General features: G+C 71.9%; 23 protein-coding genes. 20 read left to right on the top strand and 3 right to left on the bottom strand.

Annotation, left to right across the window (positions count from 1 at the left end; translation table 11 throughout):
• The coding region (locus CXR44_RS41300) for an NAD(P)H-binding protein (RefSeq protein ID WP_245899650.1) at positions 1-436 on the bottom strand (436 nt) is incomplete at its 3' end.
• Positions 437-543: 107 nt separating this feature from the next.
• On the opposite strand from CXR44_RS41300, the gene CXR44_RS31955 reads away from it, so the two are divergent.
• The 11 genes from CXR44_RS31955 to CXR44_RS31905 all read left to right on the top strand — a co-directional run bounded on the left by CXR44_RS31955 (position 544) and on the right by CXR44_RS31905 (position 6,681).
• Complete coding sequence (locus CXR44_RS31955) at positions 544-906, top strand: winged helix-turn-helix transcriptional regulator (protein ID WP_245899648.1); 363 nt, start codon at positions 544-546, stop codon at positions 904-906.
• 277 nt (positions 907-1,183) lie between these two features.
• Entirely contained in the window at positions 1,184-1,618 is a 435-nt protein-coding gene (locus tag CXR44_RS31950; protein WP_144070167.1) for a hypothetical protein, read from the top strand.
• Between the two features lie 6 nt (positions 1,619-1,624).
• Positions 1,625-2,953 carry an SRPBCC family protein gene (locus CXR44_RS31945; protein ID WP_245899646.1) on the top strand — a complete coding sequence of 443 codons (1,329 nt, stop codon included), beginning with the start codon at positions 1,625-1,627 and terminating at the stop codon, positions 2,951-2,953.
• Between the two features lie 27 nt (positions 2,954-2,980).
• Positions 2,981-3,397, top strand: coding sequence for a gas vesicle protein GvpJ (gvpJ, locus tag CXR44_RS31940; RefSeq protein WP_101789874.1), 417 nt, complete (start codon positions 2,981-2,983; stop codon positions 3,395-3,397).
• A gap of 1 nt (position 3,398) precedes the next feature.
• On the top strand, positions 3,399-4,211 hold the full coding sequence (locus tag CXR44_RS31935) for a GvpL/GvpF family gas vesicle protein (protein WP_101789873.1): 813 nt from the start codon (positions 3,399-3,401) through the stop codon (positions 4,209-4,211).
• Positions 4,212-4,217: 6 nt separating this feature from the next.
• A complete protein-coding gene (locus CXR44_RS31930; RefSeq protein ID WP_101789872.1) occupies positions 4,218-4,490 on the top strand; it encodes a gas vesicle protein GvpG in 273 nt (90 codons plus the stop codon).
• Positions 4,491-4,494: 4 nt separating this feature from the next.
• On the top strand, positions 4,495-4,914 hold the full coding sequence (gvpO, locus tag CXR44_RS31925; RefSeq protein WP_245899644.1) for a gas vesicle protein GvpO: 420 nt from the start codon (positions 4,495-4,497) through the stop codon (positions 4,912-4,914).
• Positions 4,911-5,363, top strand: coding sequence for a gas vesicle protein (locus tag CXR44_RS31920; protein ID WP_101789871.1), 453 nt, complete (start codon positions 4,911-4,913; stop codon positions 5,361-5,363). Before gvpO ends, CXR44_RS31920 begins: the two co-directional genes overlap by 4 nt.
• Positions 5,353-6,156: a GvpL/GvpF family gas vesicle protein gene (locus CXR44_RS31915; RefSeq protein ID WP_101789870.1), complete on the top strand. Its 804-nt coding sequence runs from the start codon at positions 5,353-5,355 to the stop codon at positions 6,154-6,156. Before CXR44_RS31920 ends, CXR44_RS31915 begins: the two co-directional genes overlap by 11 nt.
• Positions 6,153-6,380, top strand: a complete 228-nt coding sequence (locus CXR44_RS31910) for a gas vesicle protein (protein WP_101789869.1) — start codon at positions 6,153-6,155, stop codon at positions 6,378-6,380. Before CXR44_RS31915 ends, CXR44_RS31910 begins: the two co-directional genes overlap by 4 nt.
• Entirely contained in the window at positions 6,361-6,681 is a 321-nt protein-coding gene (locus tag CXR44_RS31905) for a gas vesicle protein K (protein ID WP_101789868.1), read from the top strand. The genes CXR44_RS31910 and CXR44_RS31905 overlap by 20 nt, the downstream gene beginning before the upstream one ends.
• 15 nt (positions 6,682-6,696) lie before the next feature.
• Here the strand turns inward: CXR44_RS31905 and CXR44_RS31900 are convergent, their stop codons facing one another.
• Entirely contained in the window at positions 6,697-7,305 is a 609-nt protein-coding gene (locus tag CXR44_RS31900; protein ID WP_101789867.1) for a DUF1707 SHOCT-like domain-containing protein, read from the bottom strand.
• 270 nt (positions 7,306-7,575) lie between these two features.
• Between CXR44_RS31900 and CXR44_RS31895 the strand changes: the two genes are divergently transcribed.
• The 9 genes from CXR44_RS31895 (at position 7,576) to CXR44_RS31855 (ending at position 18,238) form a co-directional block, all read left to right on the top strand.
• A complete protein-coding gene (locus tag CXR44_RS31895; protein ID WP_101789919.1) occupies positions 7,576-8,559 on the top strand; it encodes a LacI family DNA-binding transcriptional regulator in 984 nt (327 codons plus the stop codon).
• A 72-nt stretch (positions 8,560-8,631) separates the two neighbouring features.
• Entirely contained in the window at positions 8,632-9,615 is a 984-nt protein-coding gene (locus CXR44_RS31890; RefSeq protein ID WP_180903803.1) for an ABC transporter substrate-binding protein, read from the top strand.
• Positions 9,616-9,690: 75 nt separating this feature from the next.
• Complete coding sequence (locus CXR44_RS31885) at positions 9,691-11,199, top strand: sugar ABC transporter ATP-binding protein (RefSeq protein WP_101789866.1); 1,509 nt, start codon at positions 9,691-9,693, stop codon at positions 11,197-11,199.
• Positions 11,196-12,209, top strand: coding sequence for an ABC transporter permease (locus CXR44_RS31880; RefSeq protein WP_101789865.1), 1,014 nt, complete (start codon positions 11,196-11,198; stop codon positions 12,207-12,209). Before CXR44_RS31885 ends, CXR44_RS31880 begins: the two co-directional genes overlap by 4 nt.
• Positions 12,206-13,204, top strand: a complete 999-nt coding sequence (yjfF, locus tag CXR44_RS31875) for a galactofuranose ABC transporter, permease protein YjfF (protein WP_101789864.1) — start codon at positions 12,206-12,208, stop codon at positions 13,202-13,204. The genes CXR44_RS31880 and yjfF overlap by 4 nt, the downstream gene beginning before the upstream one ends.
• A 66-nt stretch (positions 13,205-13,270) precedes the next feature.
• Positions 13,271-14,896, top strand: coding sequence for a ribulokinase (gene araB, locus CXR44_RS31870; protein WP_219602083.1), 1,626 nt, complete (start codon positions 13,271-13,273; stop codon positions 14,894-14,896).
• Positions 14,893-15,564, top strand: coding sequence for an L-ribulose-5-phosphate 4-epimerase (locus tag CXR44_RS31865; protein ID WP_101789862.1), 672 nt, complete (start codon positions 14,893-14,895; stop codon positions 15,562-15,564). The genes araB and CXR44_RS31865 overlap by 4 nt, the downstream gene beginning before the upstream one ends.
• Positions 15,561-17,018 (top strand): L-arabinose isomerase, encoded by a 1,458-nt coding sequence (gene araA, locus CXR44_RS31860; RefSeq protein ID WP_101789861.1) that lies wholly within the window; start codon positions 15,561-15,563, stop codon positions 17,016-17,018. The genes CXR44_RS31865 and araA overlap by 4 nt, the downstream gene beginning before the upstream one ends.
• A complete protein-coding gene (locus CXR44_RS31855; protein WP_101789860.1) occupies positions 17,018-18,238 on the top strand; it encodes an FAD-binding protein in 1,221 nt (406 codons plus the stop codon). The genes araA and CXR44_RS31855 overlap by 1 nt, the downstream gene beginning before the upstream one ends.
• A gap of 63 nt (positions 18,239-18,301) precedes the next feature.
• Here CXR44_RS31855 and glpK read toward each other — a convergent pair whose 3' ends face one another.
• Positions 18,302-19,810 carry a glycerol kinase GlpK gene (glpK, locus tag CXR44_RS31850; RefSeq protein ID WP_101789859.1) on the bottom strand — a complete coding sequence of 503 codons (1,509 nt, stop codon included), beginning with the start codon at positions 19,808-19,810 and terminating at the stop codon, positions 18,302-18,304.
• Between the last annotated feature and the right edge of the window lie 17 nt (positions 19,811-19,827).

Below are 19,827 nucleotides of genomic sequence, written 5' to 3'. Positions count from 1 at the left end.
CCCCCGCGGGGGGGACGTGGGGGCGGGCCGCCACGCTGATCGCCGCGTCGTGTCCCACCGCGACGGCCGCCACGCTGCCCGCGTCGGTGACATCACCGGCCACCAGCGTCACACCGCCGCCCGCGGACGCGATCCCGCCGCCGGCGTGCCGCCCGTGTCCGCCACGCTCCCCGCCACCGAGTCGGCGGCCGTCGACGGCGAGGGAAGCGGGGGTGACATCCTGTGTGGCCGGGGTCGCGGGGGTGGTGGGATCTCCCGGCGTGGCCAAGGTTGCGGGTGCGGGTGTGGCCAGGGTTTCGGGGGTGGGGGACAGGAGGTGCTGGTGCCTGGCCGGGTCGCGGACGACCGCGGTGACGTGGTGGCCGCGGGCGACGGCCTCCGCGACCGCGTGCCTGCCTGCCCGCCCGCCCGCGCCGAAGATGACGATCTTGCTCATTTGGGTGATGCTCCGTTTCGCCGGACCGGCCTGGTCGCCGGCCGATGTGGCGGACGCTAGCGGGCGCCCCCTTGGTTCCCGCAACGAAACCCGCGTACGCTCGCGGCGTGACGCAGCCCCTCGACCCCGGCATGTTCGACGCCTGCGCGCAGGTCACGCCGCTCATCCGGGTCGGCGACAAGTGGACCGCGAAGATCATCAGGTGTCTGGAGACGGGGCCCCGACGATTCTCGGAGCTGCGGGCGCCGTTGCGCGGGATCACCGCGAAGGTGCTCACCGAGACCCTGCGGGCGATGGAGCGTGACGGGCTGGTGACACGGACCGCCTACGCGGAGATCCCGGCGCGGGTGGAGTACGAGTTGAGCCCGCTCGGCCGGACGCTGCTGAAGCCGCTGGCCGCCGCCTGTGAATGGGCCGCCGCGCACATGGCGGAGGTGACGCGCGCACGCGGCGTGCACGAGCCGCTGTAGCGCTCCGGGGGTAGCCGGTGGCTTCCTGACCTGCGGCTTCGCGAGCCCGGACGGCGTCTCCGGTGATCCCTGTAAATCGGCAGCCTGCAATGCGGCAAGTCTGTCCGTTTTATTGTGGTTTTGGTTTCCCTATCCCCTTCATGGGCATGTGGGCGATCGGCTGGTGACGGCCAGTCGGTGCTCGACACAGTAGGGAGCGCACGTCATGAATGACCGGGCCAGAGTGGCGCTTGCACTCGCCGCGGGCTATTACCTCGGTCGGCGCCACAAATTGCGTTTGGCGACAATCCTGGCGGCCGCCGGTGTCGCTCGCAACCTGCGTAAGGGCGACAGCAGCGGCCTGCTGAAGCACGGCATCAAGCTGCTGGGCCAGTCTCCTCAGATGGAGGAGATGACCAACCGGCTGCGCGGGGAGCTCATGGAGGTCGGCAAGGCCGCCGCCGTGGCCGCGACGAGCAAGCAGCTGGAGACCCTGACCTCGCGGCTCCACGAGCGCGCCGAAACCCTGCGGCACTTCGGCGAGTCCGAAGGTGGCCGGGCGCGCGCGGAGGAGGACGAGTACGAGGAAGAAGGCGCCTACGACGAGTACGAGGAAGAGGAGCCGGAAGAGGAGCCCGAGGAGAAGCCCAGGCCCCGCGCGAGGAGCACCAAGAGCTCACCCGTCACCCGTACCCGGCGTCCCACCGCCGGCACGAGCCGGAGGGGGAGGTGACCCGGCATGGCTGACGTGACGAGGATGACCGGGACGGCTCGCAGAGCCGCGGGGCAGGCCGCGGGCCGAGGGCGGCAGGCGGCGGGCGGCGCCGTGGGCACCGCCACGGACAAGGGGCGACAGGCCACCGAGGGCGCCCAGAAGCTCCTGCCCGACGGGCTCACGAGCGAACTCGGGTCCGCCCTGCAGAACGTCGCCCTCGCCCTGGCCGAACGGGCGCTGTCCTCCGTGACGAACAAGGTCGAGGGCGTCACGGGCCGGCTCACCGACTTCGCCGAGGGCGACGGCGGCGGCAACCTGCTGAGCGCGCTCACCGGCTCGGACAAGAAGCCCGGATCGATCATCGCCGGGGCGGCGACGGGCGCGTTCAAGGGCGCGGTCGGCAGCCTGTTCAAGGGGAAGGGCAAGGGCAAGGGCGGCAAGAAGCTCAAGCTGACCAACATCGTCGAGGCCGTCGACGTGGGCGCGCCGCGCCGCGTGGTCTACAACCAGTGGACGCAGTTCCAGGACTTCCCGACGTTCATGAAGAAGGTCGAGAAGGTCAACCAGGAGTCCGACGAGAAGCTCACCTGGAAGGCGCAGGTCCTCTGGTCGCACCGGGAGTGGAAGTCGACGATCCGCGAGCAGGTGCCCGACGAGCGGATCATCTGGCGTTCGGAGGGCGCGAAGGGCTACGTGGACGGCGCGGTGAGCTTCCACGAGCTCACGCCGGACCTGACCCGCGTGGTCGTCGTCCTCGAATACCACCCGCAGGGCCTCTTCGAGCGCACCGGCAACCTCTGGCGCGCGCAGGGCCGGCGGGCCCGCCTGGAGCTCAAGCACTTCAAGCGGCACGTCATGACCAACGTCATGCTCCATCCCGACGAGATGGAGGACGGCGGGTGGCGCGGCGAGATCCGCGACGGCGAGGTGGTCAAGGACCACGAGACCGCCGTGGACGAGGAGCGCGAGGCCGAGGAGGGCGCAGAGGAAGAGGAGCCCGAGGAGGCCGAGGGCGAGCGCGCCGAGCTGACCGCCGAGGAGGAGGAAGAGCCCGAAGAGGAGGAGGAAGAGGAGCCCGAGGAGGAGGAAGAGGAGCCCGAGGAGGAGGAAGAGGAAGAGGAGCGGGAGACCGCCGAGGCCGAGGAGGAAGAGCCAGAGGAGGAGGAAGAGGAGGAGCCAGAGGAAGAGGAAGAGCCAGAGGAAGAGGAGAGGCCGCGCCGTGGCCGCGCCGCCGCTCCGGCGGCCCGTGGCAGGGCCCGGAGCCAGGGCGCCGAGCGTCCGGTCCGGCGGCGTCGAGCGGAGCCCGAGGAGGAAGCGCCGGCGCGCCGCAGGGCGGGTAGCCGCGGCGGGTGACGCCCGCGCCGATCGAGGAGCGAACGAATGACTGTACAGCCCGCGTCTTCCGGCGGAGTGGCCCAGCGGCCCTCCGCCTCGGGCCTGGCAGATGTGATCGACACGATTCTGGACAAGGGCCTGGTGCTCGACGCCTACGTGCGGGTCTCGCTCGTCGGCATCGAGCTGGTGACCATCGACGCGCGCATCGTGGTGGCCAGCGTGGACACCTATCTGCGCTTCGCGGAGGCGGTGAACCGGCTGGATCTCGCCGAATCGGGCAACCAGCAGGGCCTGCCCGAGCTGATGCAGAACATGACGAAGAGCGGCGCGGCCGGCAAGAGCAAGGGGGCCGTGCAGGGCGTCCTGGAAGCGGCCGGCGACAAGCTGCAGGACATCATCGGCGAACCCGCCCCGGACTCCGAACGGAGGTCCGCCCGGGGGCGACGCAAGGGGGAGGGCTGACATGGCGGAACGTGCGGCGACCGGGACCTCGGCGGCCGACCGGCCGGGGGAGGAGGCCCGCCCGCAGCGGGTCGGCACCTACGTGTACGGGATCGTGCCGTCCGACGTCGAGGTGGCCGAGGACGCTCGCGGCGTGGGGAATCCGCCCCATCCCGTGACGCTGGTCCGGCACGGGGAGATCGGCGCGCTGGTGAGCGATCTGACCAGCAAGGGGCCGCTCGGCACGCCGGACGACCTCGTGGCGCACGAGCAGCTCCTCGACGCCACCGCCGCCGAGGTGCCGGTGCTGCCCATCAGGTTCGGGGCGGTGATGCCCGGCCCGGACGAGATCGTGGACGAGTTGCTCGCCCCGCACCACGACGAGTTCAGCTCGGCGCTGAAGGAGCTCGAGGGGCGGGCCCAGTACGTGGTCAGGGGCCGCTACGAGGAGCGGACCGTGCTCGCCGAGGTGCTGGAGGAGTACCCGGAGGTGGCGCGGCTGCGTGACCAGATCCGGGAGCAGCCCGAGGAGGTGACCCGCGACGCGCGCATCCAGATCGGGGAGATCGTCAACGCGGCGATCTCCGCCAGACGGGAGGCCGACACGCAGGCGGCGTACGACGCCCTGGCGCCGCTGGGCGTGATGGCCGCCGTCCGGGAGCCGACCCACGAGCTGGACGCCGTCCACCTCGCGCTCCTCGTCGAGACGGAACGGCAGGCGGAACTGGAGGAGGCGGTGGAGGAACTCGCCGGGCAGTGGGCCGGACGCGTCACGGTGCGCCTGCTCGGGCCGCTGGCCGCGTACGACTTCATCGTGACACCGGCGGCGGGGTGAGCGGAGATGGGCCTGTTCGGGCTGCTGTTCGGCTGGCCGCTGGCGCCGGTCCGCGGCGTGATCCGGCTGGGTGAGCTCATCCAGGAGCAGGTGGAGCGGGAGATGAGCGACCCGGCGGCCGTCCGGCGGGAGCTGGAGGAGCTCGACCGGGTCCTGGCCGCCGGCCTGATCTCGGAGGAGGAGCACGCCGAGCGGATGCAGGAGGTGCTGCAACGGATGATCGGCGCGCCCGTCCAGGCCGGCGCGGCCGCTCCGGAAGCCGAGAACGGGGAGAGGTGATCTGGTGCCTGCCAGGCGGAGGACACGCGACGAGCCGGATGCCGGCATCCTCGACGCGGCCGAGCCCGTCGAGGAGTACGAGGAGAACCCCGTCGACGAGGACGAGGGCTACCAGGATGAGGACTACCGGGATGAGGACTACGACGTGCCCCGGCGCCTGAACGCCATGACGGCGGGCGAGGCCGGGTTGCGCCACATCGCCGAGCTGACCTCCCGCCAGACGGAGGGCGTCACGCTGGTCAAGCCCCAGGACGACGGCTGGCTGGTGGGCGTGGAGGTGGTCGAGGACCGCCGCATCCCGTCGTCCGGCGACATCCTCGCCCTCTACGAGGCCGAGCTGGACGAGGAGGGAAACCTGCTGTCCTACCGCAGGCTGCGGCGCTATCGGCGCGGCAGCGGTGACCTGGGTGAGGCGGCGCGATGATGGAACCGATGCGGCAGGGGCCCGCCGGACGCCCGTCGTCCGTGGCCGGGGGCCGGGAGCCGACGAACCTGGGCGACATCCTGGAGCGCGTGCTCGACCGGGGTCTGATCGTCGCCGGTGACATCCGGGTCAACCTCCTGGACATCGAGCTGTTGACGATCAAGCTGCGGCTCGTCATCGCCTCGGTGGACACGGCCAAGGAGATGGGCATCGACTGGTGGGAGCACGATCCGTGGCTGTCCGGAGGCGACCGGCACCTGGTGGAGGAGAACCGCCGGCTGCGCGAGCGGGTCGCCGAGCTGGAGGACGGGCACCCGTCCCGCCGCTCCATCGAGGGGACGGTCGAGTACGCGGACGAGGAGCCGCCGCGCAGGCCGCGGGCCGGACCGGCGGGCGAGCGGGAGCGTCGCGGCGGCGAACGGGAGGAGAGGAGACGGCATGGCCGCTGACGCGGGCACGTACCTGTACGCGGTCGCGCACGGCGCCGGGGCGGCCCCGCCCGAGGAGCTGACGGGCGTGGCGGGGGCGCCGGTACGGGCGATCACCCGGGCGGGCCTGGCGGCCTACGTGAGCACGGTGCCGCTCGACGAGTTCGGCGAGGAGCCGCTGCGGCGCTCCATGGAGGACCTCGACTGGCTGGACCGCACCGCCCGCGCCCACCACCACGTGGTCGAGGAGGTGGCGAGGCGGACGGTGACCGTCCCGGTCCGCCTGGTCACCGTCTACTCGGGCGACGACCAGGTGCGCGCGCTCCTGGACGAGCGGCACGACGACTTCACCCAGGCTCTCGCCCGCGTCGCCGGGCGCAGGGAGTGGGGCGTGAAGGTGTACGCGGGATCCGGCGAGCGGGCCGACCCCGGGACGAAGGACGACGGCCGCGACGAGGGGACGTCGGCGTCCTCGCCCGGCATGGCGTACCTGAAACGGCGGCAGGCGAGCCTGCGCGGCCGCGAGGAGGCGATGCGGCGGGCATGGGAGCGCGCCGAGCGGGTCCACGACGTCCTGCGGTCCATCGCGGTCGCCAGCCGGCGCCACCGGGTCCAGGACCCGCAGCTTTCCGGGCGCGCGGAGGGGATGGTGCTCAACGGCGCCTACCTGGTGGAGGACGACCGGAGCCAGGAGTTCGCGCGCGTCCTCGAGGAACTGCGCGCCCAGGGCGGGGAGATCGAGCTGACCGGGCCGTGGGCGCCCTACTCGTTCGCGATGCTGGACGACCCGGTCGACCACGGGGGCGCGGCGTGACGTTCGAGCCGACGCGCGGCGCCGCACTGGCGGCCGAGGGACGCCTGCCGTCGGAGCGGGTGGCCCTGGTCGACCTGCTGGACCGGCTGCTCGCGGGCGGCGTGGTCATCAGCGGCGACCTCGTCCTGTCCATCGCCGACATCGACCTGGTCCGGATCTCGATCCGGGCGCTGATCACCTCGATCCGGGAGTCCGAAGCCTACGATGACCTCGACCAGTTCTGACCCGTCCGGCAGGCAGGCGCGCTCGCCCCGGCTCCGCATCGAGACCGATCCGGAGGCGGTGGAGCGCGACCTGTCCCGGCTCGTGCTCACGCTGGTCGAGCTGGTGCGCCAGCTCGTGGAACGCCAGTCGATCCGCCGGATGGAGCGGGGCGACCTGTCGGACGAGCAGGTCGAGACGCTGGGTCTGACGCTGATGAAGCTGGAGGAGGCCATGACGGAGCTGTGCGAGCGGTTCGACCTGACCCCGGCCGATCTCAACCTGGACCTGGGACCGCTCGGCACCCTCCTGCCGGAGGACTAGCGTGGGTCGGCACGACTAGCCCGCGGCGGTGTCGTCCGTGGGGGTCTTGCGGCGCTTGCGCATGGTGCCGACGCCGCCCCAGAACGCCAGACCGGTGATCGTCACGCGGGGGCCTCCGGGGCGGCCGGGGCCGTTGGCCCGGTGGTCGAATCCGCCCATGATGCCGATGCCGCTGACCTCCACTTCGGCGTCCTCGGGGACGATGACGCCGACGCCGCCCATGACGGCGAACGCCCTGATCCGGATCTCGTTCCCGTCGAGGATCGCGTCGCGCAGGTCGATCGTGCCGCCGCCCCACACGGTCACGGAGGTGAACGTGCGCGCGGCCCGCCAGCGACCGGCCCGGGTGAAAGCACCCAGGAACGCCAGCCCCAGCTTCCCCGCCCGGCTGACCGCCCCGCCGCTCGCGGGCGCCGCGCCCCGGGTCGTGTCGGGCAGGTCGTGGGTGATGCGCTCCAGCTCGCCGTAGGTCCTGGCGGAGTAGACGAGGTCGAGCCGCTCGTGGAACTCCGCCATCGGCAGCCGGCCCTCCTCCGTGGCCGAGCGGAGGATGTCGAGCGTGCGGTCACGATCGCGGTCGGAGGGGCGCAGCTGCAGGGGGTCGCGATCGGGGAGGTCGGCCATGATCCGAGCGTAGCGGTCATTTCACCAGATTTCATGCTCGCACGGCCTCGTGCGGATCACACTTCGACCCGGTGGCAACGGCACGGGCCCCCGCCCGCGCGCGAGCCGGGGGCCCGGCGAACCTCTCCGTCGCTCGTCGAAGGGCCGTCCGGCGTGACACGACCGTAATCGGAGCCCCTCTTGACGTGACCTATTGTTAACGCTCACAGTCTTGTCAAGCCCGGAAAGGAGCAGTTCGTGGGATCGATCCCGGGTCGCCGCCCGCCGGTCATGGCCGACGTGGCCAGAGAGGCCGGTGTGTCGCACCAGACGGTCTCACGGGTGCTCAACGAGCATCCCAACGTGCGCGGCGAGACCCGCGCCAAGGTGCTCGAAGCGATCGACAAGCTCGGCTACCGCCGCAACCTCGTCGCCCGGGCGCTCGTCACGCGGCACTCCCGGACTCTCGGCGTGGTCAGCTTCGACACCACGCTGTACGGCCCGGCGAGCACCGTCTACGGCATCGAGCAGGCGGCCAGGGCCGCCGGCTACTTCATCAGCATCGTCAGCCTCAAGTCGATCGACCGGGCCGGTGTCCGCGACGCCCTCGACTACCTGGCGGACCAGGGCGTCGACGGCATCGTCGTGGTGGCGCCGCAGCGTTCGGCCGCCCAGGCGCTGACCGACCTGCACCTCGGCGTGCCGACGGTCGCCGTCGAGGGCGGCGAGGCCGACGAGGTGTCGGTGGTCTGCGTCGACCAGGCCGAGGGGGGCAGGCTCGCCACCGAGCATCTGCTGTCCCTGGGGCACGAGACGGTCTGGCACGTCCGCGGCCCGTCCGACTGGCTGGAGGCCGAGGGGCGCGTGGCCGGGTGGCGGGCCGCGCTGGAGCGGGCGGGCCGTGAGGCCCCGGAGCCGCTCGCCGGGGACTGGAGCCCGCGCTCGGGCTACGAGGCGGGGCGCAGCCTGGCGAGCATGACGGACGTGACCGCGGTCTTCGTCGCCAACGACCAGATGGCGCTCGGGGTGCTGCGGGCGTTCACCGAGCGGGGCGTGCAGGTCCCCGACCGGGTGAGCGTCGTCGGGTTCGACGACGTGCCCGAGTCGGAGTTCTTCTCGCCTCCGCTCACCACCATCAGGCAGGACTTCGACGCGGTGGGCAGGCACAGCATCGAGGTGCTTCTACGGCAGATCGAGGGTGGGGAGCCGCACGCGCGCGAGCGCCTCGTGGTCCCGCCCTCGCTGGTCGGCCGGGCCAGCACGGCCCGGATCTAGTCGGGGACAGGTTGGCACGGCGCTGACACGGCCCATTATGTTAGCGCTCACATTCAGGAAGGAACCCCCCACGTGTTGAAGAGGATCTCGACCCTGGCTCTCGCCGGGCTCACCGCCGTGACGCTGGCCGGCTGCGGCGGCGGTGGTGGCGGCACCGGCGCCTCCGGCGGCGGCGACGGCTCGATCACCATGGGCTTCTCGCAGGTCGGCGCGGAGAGCGGCTGGCGTACGGCCAACACCAAGTCGGTCCAGGAGTCGGCCAAGGCGGCCGGCATCACCCTGAAGTTCTCCGACGCCCAGCAGAAGCAGGAGAACCAGATCAAGGCCATCCGCTCCTACATCCAGCAGAAGGTGGACGTCATCGCCTTCTCGCCGGTGGTGGAGTCGGGCTGGGACACCGTCCTGAAGGAGGCCCGGAACGCCAAGATCCCGGTCATCCTGACCGACCGGGCCGTGGACTCCAAGGACACCGGCCTCTACAAGACCTTCCTCGGCTCCGACTTCGTCGAGGAGGGCCGCAAGGCCGGCAAGTGGCTGCTGGAGGAGTACAAGTCGGGCACCGACCCGGTGAACATCGTCGAGCTGCAGGGGACCACGGGCTCCGCTCCGGCCAACGACCGCAAGGCCGGGTTCCAGGAGGTCATCGGCGGCGAGGCCAAGTTCAAGATCATCGCTTCGCAGACCGGCGACTTCACCCGGGCCAAGGGCAAGGAGGTCATGGAGGCCTTCCTGAAGGCCCACCCCGACATCGACGTCATCTACGCCCACAACGACGACATGGGCCTCGGCGCCATCGAGGCCATCGAGGGCGCGGGCAAGGTGCCCGGCAAGGACATCAAGATCATCACGATCGATGCCGTCAAGGACGGCATGCAGGCCCTCGCCGACGGCAAGATCAACTACATCGTCGAGTGCTCCCCGCTGCTCGGCCCGCAGCTCATGGACCTCGCCAAGAAGGTCGTCAAGGGCGAGTCCGTCCCCGCCCGCGTGGTGACGGAGGAGACCACCTTCACCCAGGAGCAGGCCAAGGCCGCGCTGCCCCAGCGTCAGTACTGACCGGTGGCCGGGCCGGTCCCCGCGGGGCCGGCCCGGCCGCGTGCGACGAGCGCGAACAGGAGAGGGGACGCCGCGATGGCCGAACCCGAACCCATCCTGCGCATGAGCGGGATCGGTAAACAGTTTCCCGGAGTCAGGGCCCTCGACGGCGTCGACCTGAGGCTCCTGCCGGGTGAGGTGCACGCGCTGATGGGCGAGAACGGCGCGGGCAAGTCCACGCTGATCAAGGTGTTGACCGGGGTGCACCCCTGCGACGAGGGCACCGTCGAGCTGGCCGGGCGGGAGGTGGCCTTCGCCGGCCCCCTGGAGGCCCAGCAGGCCGGGATCAGCACCGTCTACCAGGAGGTCAACCTCTGCGCCAACCTCTCGGTGGCGGAGAACATCTTCATCGGCCGTGAGCCACGCCGGCGCGGGCGCATCGACTTCCGGCGCATGCGGACGCGGGCCGCCGAGCTGCTGGCCCGGCTGGAGCTGGACGTCGACGTCGCGGCGCCGCTGTCGTCCTGCTCGCTGGCCATCCAGCAGATGGTCGCCATCGCCCGCGCGATCGACGTCGACGCCCGGGTGCTCATCCTGGACGAGCCGACCTCCAGCCTCGACGCGGGCGAGGTCGAACAGCTCTTCCGGGTGATGCGCAGGCTCAAGGAGGAGGGCATCGCCATCCTCTTCGTCTCCCACTTCCTCGACCAGATCTACGAGATCTCCGACCGGATGACGATCCTGCGCAACGGCCGGCTCGTCGGCGAGTACCGCACCAGCGAGCTGAGCCAGGTCGAGCTGGTCGCCAAGATGATCGGCAAGGAGCTGGCCGACCTGGAGAGGCTGCACGGCGAGGCCCGGGTGTTCGACCGCCCGCTCGTCGAGGCGCGCGGGCTGGGCCGGGCCGGCGCCGTCGAGCCGTTCTCGCTGACCATCCACGAAGGCGAGGTGGTGGGGCTGGCCGGGCTGCTCGGCTCCGGCCGTACCGAGATCGCCCGGCTGCTCTTCGGCGCCGACCACGCCACCACCGGCGAGGTGACGGTCGGCGGCACCGCCGTGTCGCTGCGCACGCCGCGCACGGCGATGGCGCACGACATCGCCTTCTGCTCCGAGAACCGCAAGCAGGACGGGCTCATCCCCGATCTCACGGTCCGGGAGAACATCATCCTCGCCCTGCAGGCCACCCGCGGCTGGACCAGGCCGGTGCCGCGCGAGCAGCAGGACGAGCTGGTCGGCCGGTACGTCAAGGCGCTGCGGATCAGCCCGCCGAACCCCGACCACCTCGTCCGCGACCTCAGCGGCGGCAACCAGCAGAAGGTGCTGCTCGCCCGGTGGCTCATCCTGGAGCCGAAGCTGCTCATCCTGGACGAGCCGACCCGGGGCATCGACGTCGGCGCCAAGACCGAGATCCAGCGCCTGGTCGCCGAGCTGTCCGACGGCGGCATGGCGGTGCTGTTCATCTCCGCCGAGCTGGAGGAGGTGCTGCGGCTCAGCCACCGGGTCGGCGTGCTGCGCGACCGCAGACTGGTCGCCGACCTGCCCAACGACGACGCGTTGACCACCGACGTGCTGCTGGAGACGATCGCGAGCGGAGGGCGGGCATGAGACGACTGCTGTGGCCGCTGGCCGTCCTGGCGGCCCTGATCCTGCTGAACGTGGCGTTCTCGCCCGGCTTCCTGTCGATCCAGATGCGGGAGGGCCACCTCTACGGCAGCCTCATCGACATCCTGCGCTTCGGCGCGCCGCTCATCCTGGTCTCGCTGGGCATGACGCTGGTCATCGCCACCGGCGGCATCGACCTGTCGGTCGGCTCGGTGGTGGCCATCTCCGGCGCGCTGGCCTGCCTGCAGATCAGCGAGGACGCGAGCGTGTTCACCGCCGTGGTGCTGGCGCTCGGGCTCTCGGTGCTGCTCGGCGCGTGGAACGGCTTCCTCGTCGCCGGGATCGGCATCCAGCCGATCATCGCCACGCTGATCCTCATGGTGGCCGGACGCGGTCTGGCGCAGCTCATCACCGACGGGCAGATCATCACCGTCAACAGCCCCGCCTACAAGCTCATCGGCGGCGGCTACCTGCTGACGCTCCCGTTCGGCATCCTGCTCGTGCTCGTGGTGCTGGGCGTCACCGCCTTCCTCACCCGCAGGCTGGCGCTCGGCATGCTCATCGAGTCGGTCGGCGGCAACGCCGAGGCCAGCCGGCTCGCCGGCATCCGCGCGCGCGGGATCATCGTCATGGTCTACGCGTTCGCGGCGCTGTGCGCCGGCGTCGCCGGCCTGATGATCAGCTCGAACGTCTCCAGCGCCGACGGGAACAACGCCGGACTGTGGATCGAGCTCGACGCGATCCTCGCGGTGGTCATCGGCGGCACCTCCCTGGCGGGCGGCCGCTTCTCGCTCGGCGGCACGGTGGTCGGCGCGCTCATCATCCAGACGCTGACCACGACGATCTACTCGGTGGGCGTGCCGCCGGAGACCACCCTGCTGTTCAAGGCGCTCGTGGTGGCCGCGGTCTGCCTGATCCAGTCCCCGTCGTTCCGTGACAAGGTGTTCCGCCGCCGTGGAACAGCGGCCGGGCCGCGACCGGCGGCCGAGGAGAAGGTGCGGGTGACGGCATGACGCCCCCTGCGATGACGTCCGGCCGGGGCGCGCTGCGGGCCGTCCCCGCCAGGTACGTTCCCGTGCTGGTGACGGCCTGCCTGTTCGTGGCGATGTTCGTGGCGGGCGGCGTCCGCTACGAGGGCTTCGCCGGCGGGCAGGTGATCCTCAACGTCTTCGTCGACAACGCCTTCCTGCTGGTCGTCGCGGTCGGCATGACGTTCGTGATCCTCACCGGCGGCATCGACCTGTCGGTCGGCGCGGTGGTCGCGCTGTCCACGATGATCTCGGCCAGTCTCATGGCCGGGCCGGGCTGGCCGCCCTACCTGGTCATCCCGCTGGTGCTGCTGATCGGCTCCACGCTGGGGCTGGTGATGGGCTACATCGTGCACGCCTTCGACATCCAGCCGTTCATCGTCACCCTGGCCGGGATGTTCCTCGCCCGGGGCCTGTGCTACACGATCGGCACCGAGTCCATCCCGATCGAGGACCCGACGTTCACCGCGTTCGCCCAGACCAGGATCGACCTGTTCGCCGACCTGTGGATCTCGCCCAGCGTGATCGTCGCGGCGCTCGCGGTGCTGGCGGCGGCGTACGTGCTGCACTACACGCGGCTCGGCCGGACCGTCTACGCCACCGGCGGCAGCGAGCAGTCGGCGCTGCTCATGGGCCTGCCCGTCGGCCGGACGAAGATCGCGGTCTACACGATCAGCGGGTTCTGCTCGGCGCTCGGCGGCGTGCTGCTGTCGTTCTACATGCTCTCCGGCTACGGGCTGCACGCCGTCGGCATGGAGCTCGACGCCATCGCCGCGGTCGTCATCGGCGGCACGCTGCTGACCGGGGGGTCCGGGTTCGTGTTCGGCACGGTGCTCGGGGTGCTGGTGCTGGGGCTGATCCAGACGGTCATCACCTTCGAGGGCACGCTCAGCTCGTGGTGGACGAAGATCTTCATCGGCCTGCTGCTGTTCGTCTTCATTCTGTTGCAGCGTCTATTCTCGGCGCGGCGCCGTCCGTGACCGTGTGTGCGGCTGTGCCGTACCGACCTTGGGGAGTGTTGTGTGAGCGCTAACAATGACCACTGTGTGATCGGCGTCGACTTCGGCACGCTGTCGGGCCGCGCCGTGGTCGTGCGCGTGTCCGACGGCGCCGAGCTGGGCACGGCCGTCCACGAGTACACCCACGGCGTCATCGAGGACCGGCTGCCCGGCACGGACGTCCGGCTGGCGCCCGACTGGGCGCTCCAGTCGCCGCACGACTGGCTCGACGTGCTGCGCACCGCGGTGCCCGAGGCCGTGGCCGCCGCCGGGATCGACCCCGCCCTGGTGATCGGCCTCGGCACCGACTTCACCGCCTGCACCGTGCTGCCGGCCCGGGCCGACGGCACGCCGCTGTGCCAGGAGACGCCCGACCGGCCGCACGCCTGGCCGAAACTGTGGAAGCACCACGCCGCGCAGGCGCACGCCGACCGGATCAACGCGCTGGCCGCCGAGCGCGGCGAGCCGTGGCTGCCGCGCTACGGCGGCAGGATCTCCTCCGAGTGGCAGTTCGCCAAGGCACTGCAGGTGCTGGAGGAGGACCCCGAGGTCTACGCCAGGACCGAGCGGTGGATCGAGGCAGCCGACTGGATCATCTGGCAGCTCACCGGCGTGGAGACCCGCAACGTCTGCACCGCCGGCTACAAGGGTGTCCACCAGGACGGCCGCTACCCCTCCGAGGACTTCCTGGCCGCGCTCCACCCGGACTTCGCCGGCTTCACCGGCAAGCTCGGCCACGAGCTGTCCCCCCTCGGCGGGCTCGCCGGGCGGCTCACCGCCCGGGCCGCCGCCTGGACCGGTCTGCCCGAGGGCATCGCCGTCGCCGTCGGCAACGTCGACGCGCACGTCACCTCGGCCGCCGCCGACGCGGTCCGGCCCGGCCAGATGGTCGCCATCATGGGCACCTCCACCTGCCACGTGATGCCCTCCGACCGGCTCGCCGAGGTGCCCGGCATGTGCGGCGTCGTCCGCGACGGCATCGTGCCGGGCCTGTGGGGCTACGAGGCCGGCCAGTCGGGCGTGGGCGACATCTTCGCCTGGTTCGTCGACCACGGCGTGCCCGCCTCCTACACCCGGGCCGCCGAGGAGCGCGGCCTGTCGGTCCACGCGTACCTGACCGAGCTGGCCGCCGCCCAGCGGGTGGGCGAGCACGGGCTGGTGGCGCTCGACTGGCACAACGGCAACCGCTCCGTGCTGGTGGACCACAACCTGTCCGGCGTGATCGTCGGCCAGACGCTCAGCACCCGGCCCGAGGACGTCTACCGCGCGCTCATCGAGGCCACCGCGTTCGGCGCCCGCATGATCGTCGAGACGTTCGAGAAGGCCGGCGTGCCGGTCGAGGAGTTCGTCGCCGCGGGCGGGCTGCTGAAGAACCACTTCCTCATGCAGATCTACGCCGACGTGCTGCGCCGCCCCCTGTCGGTGATCGGCTCCGACCAGGGCCCGGCACTCGGCTCGGCGATCCACGCGGCCGTCGCCGCCGGGGCCTACGCCGACATCCAGCAGGCCGCCGCCGCGATGGGCACGCGGCGGGACAACGCCTACCTGCCCGACGAGGCCAGGGCCGACGCCTACGACCGGCTCTACGCCGAGTACCGCACCCTGCACGACTACTTCGGAGACGGACGGATGCTGCACACGCTGCGCGCGATCAGGAACGAGGCCGGCAAATGACCGCCACGGACGTGAGGGACATGCGGCGGACGGTCAGCGACCTGCACGCCGAGCTGGTGCGCAACAACCTCGTGGCATGGACCGCCGGGAACGTCTCCGGCCGGGTGCCCGGCGAGGACCTGTTCGTCATCAAGCCGTCGGGGGTCGGCTACGACGAGCTGACACCGGAGACCATGGTCGTCTGCGACCTCGACGGCAACCTGGTCGAGGGCGCGCACTCCCCGTCCAGCGACACCGCCGCGCACGCCTACGTCTACCGCAACATGCCCGAGGTCGGCGGCGTCGTGCACACCCACTCCACCTACGCCACCGCCTGGGCGGCCCGCGGCGAGGCCGTCCCGTGCGTGCTCACCGCGATGGCCGACGAGTTCGGCGGGGAGATCCCCGTCGGGCCGTTCGCCCTCATCGGTGACGACTCCATCGGCCAGGGCATCGTCGAGACGCTCAAGGGGCACCGCTCCCCGGCCGTGCTGATGCGCAGCCACGGCGTCTTCACCATCGGCAAGGACCCGAAGGCCGCCGTGAAGGCGGCCGTCATGTGCGAGGACGTGGCCCGCACCGTGCACGTCGCGCGCCAGCTCGGCGAGCCGCTGACGATCGCGCGGGCCGACATCGACCGCCTCCACGACCGCTACCAGAATGTCTATGGACAAAGGAGCCCGCGTTGAAGATCTGGTTTCTGACCGGCAGCCAGGGACTGTACGGCGAGGAGACGCTGCGGCAGGTCGCCGAGCAGTCGCGGCGCATCGCCGAGGCGCTGCCGCTGGCCGTGGAGTGGAAGCCCGTGCTGACCGACGCGGCGGCGATCCGGCGCATCATGCTGGAGGCGAGCGCCGACGACACGTGCGCCGGGGTGATCGCCTGGATGCACACCTTCTCGCCGGCCAAGATGTGGATCGCCGGGCTCGACGCGCTGCGCAAGCCGCTGCTCCACCTGCACACGCAGGCCAACGTCGAGCTGCCGTGGAGCTCCATCGACATGGACTTCATGAACCTCAACCAGGCGGCGCACGGCGATCGGGAGTTCGGCCACATCCAGACCCGGCTGCGCGTCGCGCGCAAGACCGTGGCCGGGCACGTGAGCGACCCGTACGTGGCCGGCCGCGTCCTCGCCTGGGCGCGGGCCGCCACCGGCCTGGCCGAGGTCCGCACGCTCAGGCTCGCCCGCTTCGGCGACAACATGCGCGACGTCGCCGTCACCGAGGGCGACAAGGTGGAGGCGCAGCTCCGCTTCGGCGTCTCGGTCAACACCTACGGCGTCAACGACCTGGTCGAGGCCGTGGACGCCGCCACCGACGCCGACGTGACCTCCCTGGTCAAGGAGTACGAGGAGCTCTACCGGGTGGCGCCCGAGCTGCTCGGCGAGCGGCGCGAGTCGCTGCGCTACGCCGCCCGGATCGAGCTGGGCCTGCGTCACTTCCTGGAGGGCGGCGGCTTCAAGGCGTTCACCACGAACTTCGAGGACCTCGGCGGCCTGCGGCAGCTCCCCGGCCTGGCCGTGCAGCGGCTGATGGCCGACGGCTACGGCTTCGGCGGCGAGGGCGACTGGAAGACCGCGGTGCTGCTGCGCACGCTCAAGGCCATGGCGCCCGGCGGCGGCACCTCGTTCATGGAGGACTACACCTACCATCTGACGCCCGGCGAGGAGCTCATCCTCGGCGCGCACATGCTGGAGGTCTGCCCGTCGATCGCCGCCGGCACGCCGTCGTGCGAGATCCACCCGCTCGGCATCGGCGGCCGGGAGGACCCGGTCCGGCTGGTGTTCGACGCGACCCCGGGCCCCGGCGTGGTGGTCGGGCTGGCCGACATGGGCGACAGGTTCCGGCTGGTGGCCAACGAGATCGACATCGTGACGCCGCCGGAGCCGCTGCCCAGCCTGCCGGTCGCCCGCGCCGTCTGGCGGCCCCGGCCCGACCTGCGCACCAGCACCGAGGCGTGGCTGACCGCCGGCGCGCCGCACCACACCGTGCTGTCCACCGCCGTCGGCGCCGAGGAGCTGACCGACCTGTCCGACATGCTGGGCGTCGAACTGCTCCTCATCGACGCCGGCACCACGACCCGCCAGTTCGCCAAGGAGCTGCGCTGGAACCAGGCCTACTACCGGCTGGCCCAGGGGCTGTAGTGGCGGGCGCCGCGTCCCCGGGGGCGACCAACTGGGCCGGCAACGTCGCCTTCCGCGCGAGCGGCGTGCACCGGCCGGCCGGCCTGGAGGAGCTGCGGCGGCTCGTCGCCGGCGCCTCGCGGGTGCGGGCACTGGGCAGCGGCCACTCGTTCAGCGACGTGGCCGACGCGCCCGGCGCGCTGGTCCGCCTGGACCGCATGCCGCAGGAGATCACCCTCGACCGCGCGGCGGGACGGGTGCGGGTCGGCGCGGGCGTCACCTACGCGCGGCTGGCGGACGCGCTGCACGCCGGCGGGCACGCGCTGGCCGCCATGGCGTCGCTGCCGCACATCTCGGTGGCGGGCTCGGTGGCGACGGGCACCCACGGCTCCGGCGACGGCAACCGGAGCCTGTCGGCCGCGGTGTCGGGCCTGGAACTCGTCACCGCCGACGGCTCGCTCGTCACGCTGGAGCGGGGCGAGGCCGACTTCCCCGGCGCGGTGGTCGCGCTGGGCGCGCTCGGCGTCGTCACGGCGCTCACCCTCGACGTGCTGCCGGCGTTCGAGCTGCGCCAGTACGTCCTGGAGGACCTGCCCTGGGACGCCCCCTTCGACGAGGTGCTGGCCGCCGGCCACAGCGTCAGCCTGTTCACCGACTGGCACTCCGTCCGCGTCTGGCTCAAGCGCCACGACGAGCTGCCGGCCGGTGCGCGGTGGGGCGCCCGGCCGGCGGACGGGCCGCGCCACCCGGTGCCCGGCATGCCGGCCGGCGCGTGCACGGCGCAGCTCGGCGTGCCGGGACCGTGGCACGAGCGGCTGCCGCACTTCCGGGCCGACGCGCCGCCCAGCAGCGCCGGGGACGAGCTGCAGTCGGAGTTCGCGCTGCCCAGGGCGCACCTCGGCGACGCGCTGGCCGTGCTGCGCGCCCTCCGCGACCGGATCCGGCCGGCGCTGCAGATCTCCGAGGTGCGCACGGTCGCCGCCGACGACCTGTGGCTGAGCCCGTTCCACGGCCGCGACAGCGTGGCCGTGCACTTCACCTGGGTCAGGGACTGGGACGTGGTGCGCCCGGTGCTGCGGCTGGTGGAGGACGCGCTGGCGCCGTTCGAGCCGCGGCCGCACTGGGGCAAGCTCTTCACCCGGTGGCCGGCGTGCCCGCCGCGCTTCGCCGAGCTGGTGCGCCGGTACGACCCCGCGGGGAAGTTCGGCAACGACTTCGTGCGCAGGCTCCTCGAAACCTGACGGAATCTGACAGGTACGGCTCCCACTCGTACACCCTGGACTACCGCCTGCCGGACTGATCCCTCAGTCGCGCGGCCGCATCCAGTCGAAGCTGCGCTCCACCGCCCGGCACCAGTTGTCGTACTCGGCCGCCCGGCGCTCCGGCTCCATGACGGGCAGCCACTGGGCGGCGCGGTGCCAGTTGCGCCGCAGCCCCTCCAGGTCCGGCCAGTAGCCGACGGCCAGCCCGGCGGCGTACGCGGCGCCGAGCGACACGGTCTCGGCCACCATGGGGCGCACCACCGGCACGTCCAGCACGTCGGCGATGTACTGCATGAGCAGGTTGTCGGCCGTCATCCCGCCGTCCACCTTGAGAGTGCGCAGCGCCAGGCCGGAGTCGGCGTTCATCGCGTCGACGACCTCGCGGGTCTGCCAGGCGGTCGCCTCCAGCACCGCGCGGGCGAGGTGTCCCTTGGTGATGTACGAGGTCAGGCCGACGATCACGCCCCGGGCCTCGCTGCGCCAGTGGGGGGCGAACAGCCCGGCGAACGCGGGGACGATGTAGCAGCCGCCGTTGTCGTCCACGGTCTTGGCCAGCGTCTCGATCTCCGCGGCGCTGTTGATCAGGCCGAGCCCGTCGCGGAACCACTGCACCAGCGCGCCGGTCACCGCGATCGGGCCCTCCAGCGCGTACACGGCAGGCTCGGCGCCGACCTGGTAGCCGACGGTGGTGAGCAGCCCGTGGGACGAGCGGACCGGCTCCGTGCCGGTGTTGAGCATCAGGAAGCTGCCGGTGCCGTAGGTGCACTTGGCCTCGCCCGGCGCGAAGCAGGTCTGGCCGAACAGCGCCGCCTGCTGGTCGCCGAGCGCGGCGCCGATGCGCACGCCGGGCAGGACCCGGCTGGCCACGCCGTACGTCTCGGTGGACGGGCGGATCTGCGGCAGCATCGCGCGCGGCACGCCGAAGAAGTCGAGCAGGTCGGCGTCCCACTCCAGGGTGGCCAGGTCCATGAGCAGCGTGCGGCTGGCGTTGGTGACGTCGGTCAGGTGCAGGCCGCCGTCCGGCCCGCCGGTCAGGTTCCAGATCAGCCAGCTCTCCATCGTGCCGAACAGCACCTCGCCGCGCTCGGCGCGCTCGCGCAGTCCCGGTGTCGCGTCGAAGAGCCAGCGGATGCGCGGCGCGGAGAAGTAGGTGGCGAGCGGCAGGCCGCAGCGTTTCTGCACCATCGCGGCCTCGGGGCGGGCCGCCAGCTCGTCGACCAGGGCGTTCGTCCGGGTGTCCTGCCAGACGACGGCCCGCCGGAGCGGCAGCCCGGTCCGCCGGTCCCACAACAGGGTGGTCTCGCGCTGGTTGGCGATGCCGATCGCCGCGATCTCCTCCAGGCCGACGCCGGCCTGCCGGAGCGCCTCGGGGGCGATGCGCTCCAGGTTGCGCCAGATCTCCATGGCGTCGTGCTCCACCCACCCCGGCCGCGGGAAGTGCTGGCGGTGCTCGCGCTGCGTCACCGACACCAGGCGCCCCCGCTGGTCGAAGACGATGCACCGCGTCGACGTCGTCCCTTGGTCGATGGACATCACATAGCGCATGACCATGTCGTTCACCTCGGTAG

This window comes from Nonomuraea indica, from assembly GCF_002850745.1.
In the GTDB taxonomy this organism is placed as follows: Bacteria; Actinomycetota; Actinomycetes; order Streptosporangiales; family Streptosporangiaceae; genus Nonomuraea; species Nonomuraea indica.
The sequence above is the reverse complement of the archived record's forward strand: the minus strand, read 5'-3'. Positions and strand labels throughout refer to the sequence as shown.